Below are 12,029 nucleotides of genomic sequence, written 5' to 3'. Positions count from 1 at the left end.
ACCCGCGGTGCCCCCACACAAAGACGGCCGAGTGGGGACACGCGGACGCGGTGGGAGGCAGCGCCGAGCGCTGCGCGGGCGACACGGAAATCTGCCGCGCGCCGACCAGCCGGGGCGCTCTCGGGGTGGCCTGACCAGCAAGGTCCTCGCGGCGGACCGGCGCTGTCGCCCCCTGTCCTTCGTCCTCACCGCCGGACAGGCCCTGTTTCAACAAGATCAAGGAGTGGCAGGGATTCGCCACCCGCTACGACTTGGCACCGGACAGCTACCCCGCCGGACTCCACCTCCGCGGGCCATGCTGTGGATGCGCAGTCTCCCGGCCACGGCGTGATCTCAACTCATGGTCACGGCCGAGGTGTCTGAGGGGTGGCACGCTCGGGTCCCGCCTGGAAACCCGAGCGAGCCATAGCCTCGTGGCCTCACTTCCACGGGTCGGTGAACGACCGGCCTGGTACCGGCTTGGCGATGAGCGCCACAGGGATGAAGAAGTTGACCTGGCCGATCACGAACATCAGTGTGGCAAGCACCTTGTTCGCTGTTCGATTACCGGGCGGGTGATCTCGACGCCCTTGGCGCGGAAGTCGCCAAGCTGGGAATCAAGGTCGTCGCACATCAGGTAGAACTCGTGCCAAGGTGGGCCGTCGGCTGGGTGCACGGCGACTTCGGCCGGGGGCAACTTGAAGATGAGCCAGCCGCCGCCCGCGTCGACGCCGGGGAAGCCGAGGACGTCACGGAGGAAGGTTCATCTCGACCAAGAACGAGGACCCCGCCCTCCGGGCGCAGATCGCCGATGCACAGGCCGAGGCCGCCCTGCTCGCCACCCAGTTCGCCAACCTCCACCTGGGAACCATCCACCACTGCGTTTTCGACGCCCCGCAGGCCGAGTACCGGAACGAACTGCCAGCCGATCAGCGCGGCACGGCCCCGCTGATCGGTGCCTGCCAACGCGACCGTTGCCGCACTCCGTGATCACCCGACGACACACTCCCATCGGCACGTACCTTCCTGCACGCCTGGGAACAGCCGCCTCAGAACTTGACCGGGAGTACGACGACCAGGACCTGGTAGCCGAGTCCGTCAGGGACCGAGGTGTCCGGCAGTGAGATGCGTTCGATTACGACCCCGCCGAGCCGCTGCACGATCTGCTCCATCTTCGGCAGCGTGAACGTGTTCGTGGCGATGGTGAGGCGTGCGCCGGACGCCGCAATCCGGCGGATCTCGCGCTCTCCGCGCGTGGTGATGGGCGCGGACCGCAGCGCGATGTCCGTGGCTGTGTCGCTCGCAATGGTGTCGGTCAGCGGGCGAGGCGGGCCTATAACGCCGGAGTCCGTGACAAAGTCTTCGAAGCCCTGGTACTGCGTTTCCCCTTCGCCACCGATGTTCACTTTCCGCCCGAGGCCCGGGTTGATCGGCGTGGCCATGTGGTCGACCGAGTGCCCGCTGGTGTCCACCGGGCACGTGTTGTGGTCGTGCGGGGATCCTTCGTGGGTCAATGAGACAAACAGGCTGATCACGGCGGGCGGCGGCCGGTTCTCGAACGCCACGAGCTCGTTGTCGAGCGTGGCGATCGTCTTCTTCCCGACGATGTTGTCCGGCGTCGTCTGGCCGGGACCCAGGATGTTGCGTGGCGGCCCCTTGAAGGCCAGTACGGTCCGCGCTGTTGTCGGACCGTAGAGCCTGCCCTCGACCTCGTCCGGCGCGATCACCCCGGCGCCCAGCGTGACGAGCGCTGCCTGGATCTTGGTGACGTGATCGCCCTGGGCGCCGGGCGTGACGTGACTGGCGTCGGACACCAGGCACTTCTGCAGCGCCGGGTCATTGCGGAAGAGTTTCGACGCAAGAGGCATCTTTCCACCCTGTCTCATCCCGCGCCGACCGGCATCCGCAGGACGGACACCGATTCGGAGAGGTGGCTTTACAGCGACAAACATCGCTACAAAGCGGCGCGGGGTGGGCGTCTGTTGACCTGGGTGTATCCGCCAGGGTTGGTGGACCGGGTGGTCAGGGTCTTTGTGAAGTGCCGACGGTTCGCCTGCTGAGCAACGGATGTGACGGCATGTCGACTTCTGTCGGCGGCAGCCCTGGACACAGAACAGGCATGGCCGCTGGTGATCATGTGGGTGTCGAATCCGTATGAGCACTGAGCGAGTCCATGCCTGCGCACCCATCTTCCCGCATGCCGTCATGCCTTCGGCAACTGGGGGACGCCTCCGGCCCAGCCCCACTGGAGACAGCCACTGGCCTGCGGAGTTATCTGGCCACGGTGCCTGACCCACGGGCCCGTCGCGGCATCCGCCACCCATGTACGGCCCTGCTCACCGCTGCGGCCGCCGCCGTTCTGGCCGGCGCCGCCTCGATTACGGCGATCGGAGAGTGGGTCACCGACGCGCCGCAGCGCGTCCTGGCCCTGCTCGGCTTCCGCCCCGACCCGCTCACCGGCCTGATCCGCCCGCCCCATGCCACGACCATGCGCCTCGTCCTGGCCGCCGCGGACGGCGATGCCCTTGACCGCGCCATCGGCGACTTCCTCCAGGAACGCAAGGCCCCGGCCCCCGGACGAAAGGTCATCGCCGTCGACGGCAAGACACTCCGCGGCTCCCGCACCGCCAGGCGGACGGCCACTGCACTGATCGCCGCCATGACCCACAGCGGCCAGGTCCTCGCCCAACGACAGATCGACGGGAAGAGCAACGAGATCCCGGCCTTCGCCCCGCTCCTGGACAGCATCGACCTAACCGACGCCGTGATCACCGCCGACGCCCTGCACACCCAGCACGACCACGCCTCCTACCTGCACGAACGCGGGGCTCACTACCTGGCCGTCGTCAAGCGGAACCATCCCGGACTCCATGAGCGGGTCCGCCGCCTTCCCTGGCGCGACATCCGCCTGGACCACATCGAGCGCACCCAGGCCCACCACCGCGACGAGATCCGCCGCTTGAAGACCGCCTCGTTCGCCCACATCGACTATCCCCACGCCCGCCAAGCCCTCCAAGTCGTACGCTGGAGACGGGACAGGGGCACGGGCAACCTGACAATCGAACGGGTCTACCTGGTCACGAGCCTGCCGCCCGGAGCGGCCACCGGCAGCGAACTCGCCGCCTGGATCCGCGGCCACTGGCACATCGAGAACCAGCTGCACCACGTCCGCGACCGCACCTTCCACGAGGACGCCTCGCACATCCGCACCCGCCACCTGCCCCGCGTCATGGCCGGCCTGCGCAACCTCGCCATCGGCATCCACCGCCAAGACGGCCATACCAACATCGCCGCCGCCCTCCGCCACACCGCCCGAAACCACCAGCGGCCCCTCACCGCCCTCGGCCTGACATGACGAACCCGGACACAAGGTCACTTCTCAAAGACCCTGGGGTGGCTGTGCCTTGGATGGTGCTGCAGGAAATGGCCGCTCACCAGGCCAAGTTCTATCCGGACAAGCACCAGGCAGTCATGAACACCCTGGAAAAGCTGCGGGACGTTCGTCCATGGGAGCTCGAAAGCTCGTTGGAGCCACTCGCCCTGGAGCGTTTCCTGGACCACTGACGGGGCGTCTACAGCGAGATCTTCGAAGTGATCGAGACCAGCGGGGAGGTAGCCCGCAAGGCACTTGCCCGAGAAGCGATGGCACTCCCGCCGGCGAAGCGGGCCAAGGACCATTCTGAAGGTGCTCGCGACGCGGCGATCTGGTTCTCCATTCTGGAGTTCCTCAAGCAGAACCCCGAGGAGCATGTCTGCTTCGTGACGGACAACACCTCGGACTTCGGTGACGGAACCGTCTACCCGTATCCGCTGAACGAGGACGTGCGGGGCCTGGAAGGCCGACTCACCCGGCTCAAGGACTTCGACCAGGTGGTCTCCCAGTTCACCAAGGAGGTGTCCGGGAAGGATGCAGAGGCTGCCGCAGGTCTCCTGCTGAGGTCGCAGGCTGTTCGAGAGCGGGTTGCCCAGACCGCTGCAGAGATCCTCAGCTAGCCCGTCGGATTCGCCGGTCTGGACGCCGCCGACGCCGCAGTGGAGTGGCGTGAGTGGGTCGCCTCACCCGAGGTGGATCTCCTCAGCGTCACGGACATCACGGGGCACGAGATCGAGGGCGACGTCTGGTACACGGCCAAGGCCAGCTGGATGCTGTACGGCCTTGCCCTCAACGGCGAGGTAGCGAAGCCGAGGTACATCGCCTGGGTGTGGCAGATGAAGGTCCTCTTCTCGACCGCCCAGGGTGATGCGGCGCCGACTCTTCTCGCGACGAAGGATCCGTCACCACCGGACACTGGCGACGAGCTATGCATGAAGATTCTGCGGGCCCTCAAGAAACGCGTTGCTGACGTTGCCGCAGGTGCGAAGCGGAGTGTGGTCGCTGCACAGTCCTCGATCGATCACCTGGTCGCCGAACAGTTCTCACCCTCGTTGCCTAGCCTCGACCTGGCCACCAATCAGCTTTCCCAGAAACTCGCCGCAGACCACGCAGCGCTCCAAGCACTAGTCGACAACCCGGTGCAAAGGCTCGCCCAACAGATTGCTGCTTCCATGCCGAAACTCGACATCGCCACCGGGGTGCGGCAGCCGAACGCTGGTGAGGGCACAGGCGAGGACGATGCCGTGCCATTGGAGTCCTCAGATGTCTTCGAGGAAGCGCCCGCCAATAAGCCGGATTCCGACGGCACCAGCCAATGTGAATGACGAAGCGGGCTGTGCCATCGAGCGGCAGCCGACTACCACGTGACTCGCACCTCGCAGCATTGTTAAACTGCAGAGATCCCGAGCCGGGCCCCAGGATGTCTTCTCCCCCGGGGCCCGTGGTGTGTCCGGACCTCGGGTCAGATCTTTCAGGCTGCCGTGGTGGCGGCGCCGCTCAGCCGGCCAGGCTCCGCAGCACCGCGTCCCTGACCTCCGGTTTGCACACCATGTCGGCGGGCCGGAAGACGATGCACATGCAGCCCCGCTTCACGTGACACGCCTGCGGCGGAGAGTGCGGCACACCCCGTTCAGGATCGGGTTTGTCATGCGATCCGAGGCCGTGACCGCACATGCCGCACGTCCTCTTCAGCTTCGCCTGCACTCGCTCGATCGTCACATGCATACGGGCACCCTATAGTGCTGTGACCGGAAAGCTTCACCGGCTCGCACGTTACCTTTATACAGGTATAAAACTCGGCCATCACTCAGGGATATTTCCTGGGCAAATGGGTGCTGGATATGAGTCAAGGATGCCGATCCAGGCGATCAGCCCCCAGGAAAGAACGACGCTTATACAGAAAGCGACAGCGAATGCCCAGGCGGCGCTCTTGCCGGCGAGCACCCTGAAAATCATGCTCCATAGAGAAGAGAAGGCCCACCAGGTCGGCAGAAAGCAGAAGAGCAGAATGCCGCCATTGGCGCCACCGCCAACGTCACAGGAAGCCCAAATGTTGGCAACTACCCAAATCGTCGCCCCTGCCGCAATCCCGCCGGCAGTCAGAGGCAACAGGAGCCCGGCGCGACGGTCAGCAGATTCCATGGCGACTCCTTGATTTATTGATGCGTTTCTCGTGCATGATTTAGGGAGAATAGTACCTGAACCGACCGTTCATCCCCCACTGAGGGGCAGGAATGTGGGGGCCGCCAGCGTTTAGGCGACCCCCACAGGGAAGGGTGTTTCAGTTGAATTACTTACGACTGATTTCTCGCCTGCGTAGCACCCTGTGTATACATTTTCTTTGTCGCGTCAACAATCGCCGTATGGAACTGCTCCCTAAGGGCTGTCCCGCAAACGCTGGCCGGGTTGCGCCCCGGTGAGAGCCGGGATATCCGAGAGCCTCCGAAACGGCAGCTGTGGCAGCATGCTGACATGCCATGGGAATTCAAGGAACACGCAGGTCGGCACTACGCTGTCCTGTTCCACTACGCCTTGCCCGATGATGCCTGGGCCGTGGAGCTGAGCGAGGCTGTACCTGTGGCGGTCGAGAGGCCCGAGAACTCCGACGCTGCGGTGACCCACTTGCCCGGCTCTGCCTTCTTGGTAGCGAGTGTCCCGGACGAGGACCCGAATCTGCAGCCGACCGTCCGCGTCTGGAGCCCTGAGGAGCGCGTTGTCCCCTACGAGGTCATGTGCTGGTTTATGGAGCAGGTGGCCGAGCAGGTAGAACGCTGCCGCATCGCGTTCGAGCAGGGGGAACCTGAAGCAGTGGGATGATCTCGCTGTGTCTGGTGTGATCACGGCGTCGGAGTCTTCCTGGATAGCCCCGTTCTCCGGGCTGAGCCCGCGCGCTTTCGGGAAGCTGGTGGCGGTGCTGCGTCGAGCAGGTGCAGATACGGTCCGCAAAGGCCGGCCGTGGAGCCTTCCGTTGGAAGACCGGACCTTGCTGGTCACCGCGTACTGGCGCACGAACCTCACCATGCGCCAACTCGCCCCGCTGTTCGGGATCTCGAAGTCGGCAGCGGACCGCATCATCGACCACCTCGGGCCGCTGCTCGCGCTCCAGTCCCGTAGACGGTTCACCAAAGACACCGTTCTCATCGTGGACGGCACTCTGGTCCCCACCCGTGACCACGCCATCGCCGAGCGGTCGAGAATTACCGGCACTCCACCAACCACCAAGCCGTCATCGACGCCGACACCCGCCTGGTCGTTGTGGTCGGCCGGCCCCTCGCCGGGAACCGCAACGACTGCAAGGCGTGGGAGGAATCCGGCACCAAGGCCGCCGTCGGCAGAACACTCACGATCGCCGACGGCGGCTACCCAGGCACCGGACTTGTCATCCCGCACCGCCGGCAGCGCGGCCAGAGCGAACTTCCAGCCTGGAAAGAGGAGCACAACAAGTCCCACAAGCAGGTCCGAGCGCAAGTCGAGCACGTCTTCGCCCGCATGAAGACGTGGAAGATCCTCCGCGATTGCCGTTTGAAGGGCGATGGCGTCCACCACGCCGTGCTCGGCATCGCCCGACTGCACAATCTCGCCCTCGCCGGATGGATCAACGGGCTTCACCCTGGTCAGCCATGTCTGAGGTGCCGACCCGGGCGGCCGCCGTCACTCCGGCTCCCACCAGCATGTCCTTGACCTGCGTCGCGAACTGCCGCATCCGACCCGGCTCGGGGCTCGGCGACGTTGCTTCGTCATGGAGCTCCTGGGCGACGCGCTCCAGTTCCTCGCGGTCCTGGTCAGGCATGCCCAGGGTGTTGCTGATCTGGCCGACGAAGCCGGCCAGCTGGACGAACGCGCTTGGGTCGATGCCGGCGGTGTTGTTCTGGGTGACGTTCTGCTGCCTCGCCGATGATGACGCCATGCGCGTTCGGCAGGAAGTTGCTGTAGGTAGTGCCGGAGCGCTGCTGGTTGGTGTGGTCCTGCACGCTTCCTCCTGACAGGGCGCAGCTGACGCCCTGAGTGGTGATGGCGACGGTGACGGGGTTGGCGCCGATGGGTTCGATGAGGTCGTTCTCCGCCAGGTGGACGAGCGCCTGCTGGAGGTCGGCCTGGGGGATCTCGGCTCCGGCGAAGAACGCCCCAGGCGTGGCGAGGAACAGGCCCGGGTCGATGGGCGACTGATCGCCCGCGGCGTCCTAGAGCCACCGGAGGAAGGCGTCCATCGTGTGACGGAGACGAGCGGCGCGATCCTTCTGCAGGTTCTTCAAGGTGTGCACGGCGACGCAGCCTTCGTCCGTGAGTGAACGTGAGGCGCACCGCTTCCGAAGGTCCGGGCGAGGTCTGCCAGACCGCGCTGCTCCAGCTGGAGGGCGAGCACGGACGCGTCTTCGGTCAGTTCCTGTTCTTCAACGAACCGGGTAACGTCGACCTAGTGCCCGGGATGCTGTTGGGCGTAGGCGTCCAGCCACAGCAGCAGCTGTGCCAGGTGGGCCCTACTCTCGATCCCCCCACCGCCGTTCAACGCGCCGCCCCCTGTCGTGGTGGTCGCGAACTGGACGGGCACGCGCGAGGGGTTGCGGCGGGCTGCTCGCTCCAGGCTCTTGTTCGCTTCCTTGACCAGGCCCTTGGCCCATCTATCGAGTTCACGCCGATTGATGCCGTTACGGGCCACGTTGCCCCTCCTGTCGCAGTGTTTGGGCGACAGGGTACGGGCGGGCACTGACAGTCCGGCCGTTAGCGAGAATGCGGCGACGGCGCGGGCATGGCCGGTGAGCCGGTCAAGAGAACCGAGAGCCTCGAAGGGCTGGCCCACGGGTCGCGGTGCGGGCCAGCCCTGTCGAGTCAGTTCCTGCAGGCGGGACGGGCGTCCAGCGTTGTGCGCAGGCGCTTGGCGATGGGCTGGTACCGCTGGACGAAGCTGAGGTCCTTCAGCTGGTCGGGCTCGGGCAGCTGCCGGGCCGAGGGAGCGGACGGCGAGCTGGAACCGCATGGGGAATCTCGATACAGAATGCGGGCGCTCACGCACTCCCCGGGGTCGGACCTAGCGGAAATGCCTCCCGAATCATTTCACCCAGCCTCCCCCGCGCCACATACATTGCATAATAGGTTTGACTCAAACCGAAAGAAGCCTGCGAAATTTCCTCAGCCGAAGCGTCCGGATTCTCAACAAGGAGGATCAGCTCGGCGCGGTTCTCTTCCATCCATGCCGAACGGCCCTCTACTGCAGCTTCGAACGACTCTAGGACGTCCGGGCAGTAGATTCTCATGACATTACGCAAGCCCCTCCGCGCAGCCTTGCGCCGACGAGAGAGGCTCCACCGCTTCGTCCAATGCACCCTCTCCTTCAATAGTCCGCGAATTTCTGACTGAATTCGGTCAATATAGCCGGGCACCAGATTGGTCTGCCCAGAACGAATGGGTGGAATTCTGGCAAATGGGGGGTAGTAAAGGAATTTCCCATCGGGCTGATGCGCTCTAAGGACGCCCCTGACAAGCCTCTCCAACGCCTCAGCCGCTTCGCACCACTCGTCCAAAATTGCATACAACTCAAGGAGCGGATCTCGAACTTCCGACCATGTCGGCGCATCACCGGAGAGCCCTCGAAGGGCAGAAATCATCTCGGAGCTAGCCCCCACGAGGGGGCGGATTGCATCATCAGAGGACAGGAAGATGACCTTCTCAGCCCGGAAATAGTGCGTAGAGGAACCGATGACATCCCCGCCAGCGACGATGGAACCAGTTTCCCCTTCAAGCCAAAAGATGGATTCCTGCGGGGATGGATTTTCTTCAGGGTCGAGGTTCATACTTGGTAGCTGGTGTTCGAGCCCTCGACATTCCCCCCGGCCACGATGGCACCGGTGCTACCGCTCCTCCCCGAAGGAACCTGTGTCGGAGCAACAGACGGGGCGCCCGTGACCGAAGTCGAGGAGTTTGTCACACTCCCGCCCGTAACGATTGCGCCGCTTTCACCCCTCATCGAGCCAGTGGGTGAAGATGCCACGGCAGAGGAAGCGGAGGCACGCAGTTGCCATAGGGCGACCACTACTGCCGCGACCCCGGCTACCGCCCCCACCGCGCCCCACGCTTGCCCTGAACCTTCAGGATGAGTCGCGGTCACCCACACCACCAGGCCCACCGATACAGCAGTGCCCAGTCCGCCGAGACCCCACCAACATGCTCGCTGCACGCCTGTCATGCCTTACATCATCTCCACGCAGACATGATCAAATCTACTCAACTGCCATCTATGACAGAGCTGTTGCACTTTTCATACGCCGAGTCCGCCCAGAACCGCGATCGAAGCTGGCAGAACCGGTGCACCTGCCCGTCGAGTACAGCTCGTGGAAGGGCGTCTATACGCGGCTGCGGAACTGCGCGATCGACGGTACGTGGGAACGGGTCTTCACTGCCCTGCTCGCCCAGGCGGATGCCGAGAGAGAGACCTGGACTGGGTCGTCGCGGTCGATTCCACAATCGTGCGAGCCCATCAGAGCTCGTAACACGATCATGCGGGCCAGCCCCAGTAGTCCTGTCGTGGTGGAGCGTGGGAGCGTGGCCCTGAATCGTGGGCGACGGCTTGTGTGGGGAAGAGGGGCTGGATGAGCGTGATGTGGGCGGCGACGTCGCCGGAATCTGGACTGTTCCATCCGGTTGAGAGACGTTCAGAGGCGAAGGATCTGTCAGATCGCTTCAACGACCTGCGTTCCTGTGGCCAGGGGTACCTCGAGGTTCGGTCGCCGACCAGGAAGTTCCCGGCGCTGATCCTGGCCTTCCGAGATAATCACGCGGTCGTCCACGTAATGGCTGACACCGAGCGGATGTCTCTGCTCGTAGGAGACGGCACCGTGCCCTCGGGTGCCGAGGTCGAAGTCCCGATCATGGACGCCCTCGCCGTGTTCACCGGCGACTTTGTCCTGGACATCGACCGGGCGTGGGAACTGGTGCACGACTTCATGCAAACGCGGCCGGCCGGCCCTCTGGGTGAGTGGTGTGAGTTGTAGCCAAAAGCTCGTGACACGATCATGATCGGCGCTTCTTCCGTCGCCTCCAGCAGATGAGGCCGCAGGCCAAGGAGATGAAGGCGTCGTGGAGTTCAGTTCGGAATTCCCAGCGGACGGCGAGGCGTTTGAACTGGTGGAGCAGGGCGAAGGTCTGCTCGACGACGTAGCGGAGCTTGCCCAGGCCCTTGATGTTCGGGGCGCCCTTGCGGGAGATCACCGGCAGGATCCGGCGCTTGCGCAGTTCCTCGCGGTTCGGGTTGGAGTCGTATCCCTTGTCCCCGAGCAGCGAATCGGGGCGGCGGCGTGGCCGGCCGGGGCGCCCGGCCACCGGCGGGATGCCGTCGACCAGGGCGAGGGTCTGGGTGACGTCGTTGACGTTCGCCGCAGTGGTGATGACCTTGAGCGGGGTGCCGCGTCCGTCGCAGATCAAGCGGTGCTTGCTGCCTGTCTTCCGGCGGTCGACCGGTGACGGACCGGTGTCGGCTCCCCCTTTTTCGCACGGAAGTGGGAGCCGTCCACACACGCCCTGGACCAGTCGAGTTCGCCGGCCGCATTCAGCTCGGCAAGCAGAATGCGGTGCAGCCGGTCGAAGACCCCAGCCTGCTGCCACCGCTCCAGACGCCGCCAGCAGGTCTGTCCGGAGCCGAACCCCAGCTGCAGTTGCCAGGCTATGTCGTTGTGGAGCACGTACAGGATGCCGTGCAGACACAGCCAGTCTGGCACCGGCCGCGGCCCCGGCGATCGCTCCGGCCAGGGTGGCAGCAGCGGCTCGATCAGCGTCCACAAGTCGTCATCCACGATCCACGGCCGAGTACTCACACCCTCCCGAACGGCCGAATCGTCACATCGGTCACGCCCGGCCAGGACACCTCAACAAGATCGTGTTACGAGCTCTCAGCACACGGCCGGAGCCCGCAAAAAAGGGCCCCAGCCACCGAGCCCGGCCACCACGCGATCGGACGCTCCCGTGGTGGGCTGACGACTAAGATCCACCTTGCCGCGGACAGCCGTTGCCGACCGCTGTGCTTTGTCCTCACGCCCGGTCAGGCCAATGATGCGCCCGCGTCCGAGCACGTCATGGCCGCGCTGCGCGTGCCAAGAGCGATCGGCCGACCACGCACGCGGCCCCTGATGGTCCTGGCGGACCGGGCCTACCATCTTCATCTGGTCCGCCCGCTGAACAGGGAGGACCCGAGAATTAATTCCAAGGTTCCCGGTAGGGGTTTTCGCCCAGCAGCTTCGCTGCGGCCACGCAGAGGTCTTCGCCGAAGAGCTGATTGCTGCCCCATTCGGACCCCCACAGGTCGGACGCGGCCTGCGCCACAGCGCGCCAGGAGTAGTCCTCATCGCATCGCCACGTGCGGATCTGAGCAGCTATCTCCGGTGTGATCGTCGCCGGATCAACAGTGTTGTGTGTCATCCCAACGACCCTAAGGACGTTGCAGAGAAGGTGGCCATCGGATTGCGACCTCACCCGCCCGGCGAACAGGCCCTGGGCTTTGCCCTCAGAAATCTGCAGGCGCACAACGTCGGGGCACTCCCAGACCCAGGAGCAGGGAGTGCCATCCGGGAACCGTCAAGATCCGAAAGAGAGGACCTAGGCGCTGTTTCTCGGATCTCCTGACGTGAGTGGGATGTTGGGGGCCAGGCTGGCTGTATGGGCCGTGGGGATCTGACGAATGCAGAGTGGG

15 protein-coding genes and 3 pseudogenes are annotated in these 12,029 nt (G+C 64.8%); 10 read left to right on the top strand and 8 right to left on the bottom strand.

Annotated elements, in window-relative coordinates; translation table 11 throughout:
• Positions 1–109: 109 nt before the first annotated feature.
• Positions 110–202, top strand: a pseudogene (locus tag ACWCPF_RS41285) (IS5/IS1182 family transposase); the annotation flags it as partial.
• Between the two features lie 826 nt (positions 203–1,028).
• Here ACWCPF_RS41285 and ACWCPF_RS41280 read toward each other — a convergent pair.
• The gene (locus ACWCPF_RS41280) at positions 1,029–1,847 is read right to left on the bottom strand and encodes a hypothetical protein (RefSeq protein ID WP_451050287.1); all 819 of its coding nucleotides are present in this window, start codon (positions 1,845–1,847) and stop codon (positions 1,029–1,031) included.
• 305 nt (positions 1,848–2,152) lie between these two features.
• On the opposite strand from ACWCPF_RS41280, the gene ACWCPF_RS41275 reads away from it, so the two are divergent.
• The 4 genes from ACWCPF_RS41275 to ACWCPF_RS41260 all read left to right on the top strand — a co-directional run bounded on the left by ACWCPF_RS41275 (position 2,153) and on the right by ACWCPF_RS41260 (position 4,677).
• On the top strand, positions 2,153–3,334 hold the full coding sequence (locus tag ACWCPF_RS41275; RefSeq protein WP_451050286.1) for an ISAs1 family transposase: 1,182 nt from the start codon (positions 2,153–2,155) through the stop codon (positions 3,332–3,334).
• 53 nt (positions 3,335–3,387) lie between these two features.
• Positions 3,388–3,543: a hypothetical protein gene (locus ACWCPF_RS41270; RefSeq protein ID WP_451050285.1), complete on the top strand. Its 156-nt coding sequence runs from the start codon at positions 3,388–3,390 to the stop codon at positions 3,541–3,543.
• A gap of 27 nt (positions 3,544–3,570) precedes the next feature.
• Positions 3,571–3,972, top strand: coding sequence for a PIN domain-containing protein (locus ACWCPF_RS41265; RefSeq protein WP_451050284.1), 402 nt, complete (start codon positions 3,571–3,573; stop codon positions 3,970–3,972).
• A gap of 72 nt (positions 3,973–4,044) precedes the next feature.
• Entirely contained in the window at positions 4,045–4,677 is a 633-nt protein-coding gene (locus ACWCPF_RS41260; protein WP_451050283.1) for a hypothetical protein, read from the top strand.
• A gap of 172 nt (positions 4,678–4,849) precedes the next feature.
• Here ACWCPF_RS41260 and ACWCPF_RS41255 read toward each other — a convergent pair whose 3' ends face one another.
• Together ACWCPF_RS41255 and ACWCPF_RS41250 are read right to left on the bottom strand one after the other, a co-directional pair.
• Positions 4,850–5,077, bottom strand: a complete 228-nt coding sequence (locus ACWCPF_RS41255; RefSeq protein WP_451050282.1) for a hypothetical protein — start codon at positions 5,075–5,077, stop codon at positions 4,850–4,852.
• Between the two features lie 78 nt (positions 5,078–5,155).
• Positions 5,156–5,494, bottom strand: coding sequence for a hypothetical protein (locus tag ACWCPF_RS41250; protein ID WP_451050281.1), 339 nt, complete (start codon positions 5,492–5,494; stop codon positions 5,156–5,158).
• Between the two features lie 330 nt (positions 5,495–5,824).
• Between ACWCPF_RS41250 and ACWCPF_RS41245 the strand changes: the two genes are divergently transcribed.
• Both ACWCPF_RS41245 and ACWCPF_RS41240 read left to right on the top strand, forming a co-directional pair.
• The gene (locus ACWCPF_RS41245) at positions 5,825–6,169 is read left to right on the top strand and encodes a hypothetical protein (protein ID WP_451050280.1); all 345 of its coding nucleotides are present in this window, start codon (positions 5,825–5,827) and stop codon (positions 6,167–6,169) included.
• A gap of 7 nt (positions 6,170–6,176) precedes the next feature.
• Positions 6,177–6,943 (top strand): annotated as a pseudogene (locus tag ACWCPF_RS41240) (transposase); the annotation flags it as partial.
• A gap of 4 nt (positions 6,944–6,947) precedes the next feature.
• On the opposite strand, the gene ACWCPF_RS41235 reads toward ACWCPF_RS41240, so the two are convergent.
• Entirely contained in the window at positions 6,948–7,259 is a 312-nt protein-coding gene (locus ACWCPF_RS41235; protein ID WP_451050302.1) for a hypothetical protein, read from the bottom strand.
• 160 nt (positions 7,260–7,419) lie between these two features.
• Here ACWCPF_RS41235 and ACWCPF_RS41230 point away from each other — a divergent pair, with 160 nt between their 5' ends.
• Positions 7,420–7,641, top strand: a complete 222-nt coding sequence (locus ACWCPF_RS41230; RefSeq protein WP_451050279.1) for a hypothetical protein — start codon at positions 7,420–7,422, stop codon at positions 7,639–7,641.
• A gap of 125 nt (positions 7,642–7,766) precedes the next feature.
• Here the strand turns inward: ACWCPF_RS41230 and ACWCPF_RS41225 are convergent, their stop codons facing one another.
• Positions 7,767–8,009: a hypothetical protein gene (locus ACWCPF_RS41225; protein ID WP_451050278.1), complete on the bottom strand. Its 243-nt coding sequence runs from the start codon at positions 8,007–8,009 to the stop codon at positions 7,767–7,769.
• Positions 8,010–8,355: 346 nt separating this feature from the next.
• Entirely contained in the window at positions 8,356–9,141 is a 786-nt protein-coding gene (locus ACWCPF_RS41220; protein ID WP_451050277.1) for a hypothetical protein, read from the bottom strand.
• Between the two features lie 795 nt (positions 9,142–9,936).
• Here ACWCPF_RS41220 and ACWCPF_RS41215 point away from each other — a divergent pair.
• Positions 9,937–10,338 (top strand): hypothetical protein, encoded by a 402-nt coding sequence (locus tag ACWCPF_RS41215; RefSeq protein ID WP_451050276.1) that lies wholly within the window; start codon positions 9,937–9,939, stop codon positions 10,336–10,338.
• A gap of 19 nt (positions 10,339–10,357) precedes the next feature.
• On the opposite strand, the gene ACWCPF_RS41210 is transcribed toward ACWCPF_RS41215, so the two are convergent.
• A protein-coding gene (locus tag ACWCPF_RS41210; protein ID WP_451050275.1) for an IS5 family transposase occupies positions 10,358–11,157 on the bottom strand; the annotation gives its coding sequence in 2 pieces (ribosomal slippage) (positions 10,358–10,846 and positions 10,849–11,157; 798 coding nt in all).
• Between the two features lie 76 nt (positions 11,158–11,233).
• Here ACWCPF_RS41210 and ACWCPF_RS41205 point away from each other — a divergent pair.
• Positions 11,234–11,511, top strand: a pseudogene (locus ACWCPF_RS41205) (transposase); the annotation flags it as partial.
• 25 nt (positions 11,512–11,536) lie between these two features.
• On the opposite strand, the gene ACWCPF_RS41200 reads toward ACWCPF_RS41205, so the two are convergent.
• On the bottom strand, positions 11,537–11,758 hold the full coding sequence (locus ACWCPF_RS41200) for a hypothetical protein (RefSeq protein ID WP_451050274.1): 222 nt from the start codon (positions 11,756–11,758) through the stop codon (positions 11,537–11,539).
• Positions 11,759–12,029: the final 271 nt, after the last annotated feature.

Source organism: Streptomyces sp. NPDC001858 (genome assembly GCF_053594615.1).
The sequence above is the reverse complement of the archived record's forward strand: the minus strand, read 5'-3'. Positions and strand labels throughout refer to the sequence as shown.

Bases quoted from the DNA above. Each gene is read 5' to 3' on its own strand.
- ACWCPF_RS41235 (WP_451050302.1), bottom strand. From the start codon at position 7,259: ATGGCGTCATCATCGGCGAGGCAGCAGAACGTCACCCAGAACAACACC.
- ACWCPF_RS41245 (WP_451050280.1), top strand. From the start codon at position 5,825: ATGCCATGGGAATTCAAGGAACACGCAGGTCGGCACTACGCTGTCCTG.
- ACWCPF_RS41270 (WP_451050285.1), top strand. From the start codon at position 3,388: ATGGTGCTGCAGGAAATGGCCGCTCACCAGGCCAAGTTCTATCCGGAC.
- ACWCPF_RS41220 (WP_451050277.1), bottom strand. From the start codon at position 9,141: ATGAACCTCGACCCTGAAGAAAATCCATCCCCGCAGGAATCCATCTTT.
- ACWCPF_RS41255 (WP_451050282.1), bottom strand. From the start codon at position 5,077: ATGCATGTGACGATCGAGCGAGTGCAGGCGAAGCTGAAGAGGACGTGC.
- ACWCPF_RS41215 (WP_451050276.1), top strand. From the start codon at position 9,937: ATGAGCGTGATGTGGGCGGCGACGTCGCCGGAATCTGGACTGTTCCAT.
- ACWCPF_RS41280 (WP_451050287.1), bottom strand. From the start codon at position 1,847: ATGCCTCTTGCGTCGAAACTCTTCCGCAATGACCCGGCGCTGCAGAAG.
- ACWCPF_RS41200 (WP_451050274.1), bottom strand. From the start codon at position 11,758: ATGACACACAACACTGTTGATCCGGCGACGATCACACCGGAGATAGCT.
- ACWCPF_RS41250 (WP_451050281.1), bottom strand. From the start codon at position 5,494: ATGGAATCTGCTGACCGTCGCGCCGGGCTCCTGTTGCCTCTGACTGCC.
- ACWCPF_RS41275 (WP_451050286.1), top strand. From the start codon at position 2,153: ATGCCTGCGCACCCATCTTCCCGCATGCCGTCATGCCTTCGGCAACTG.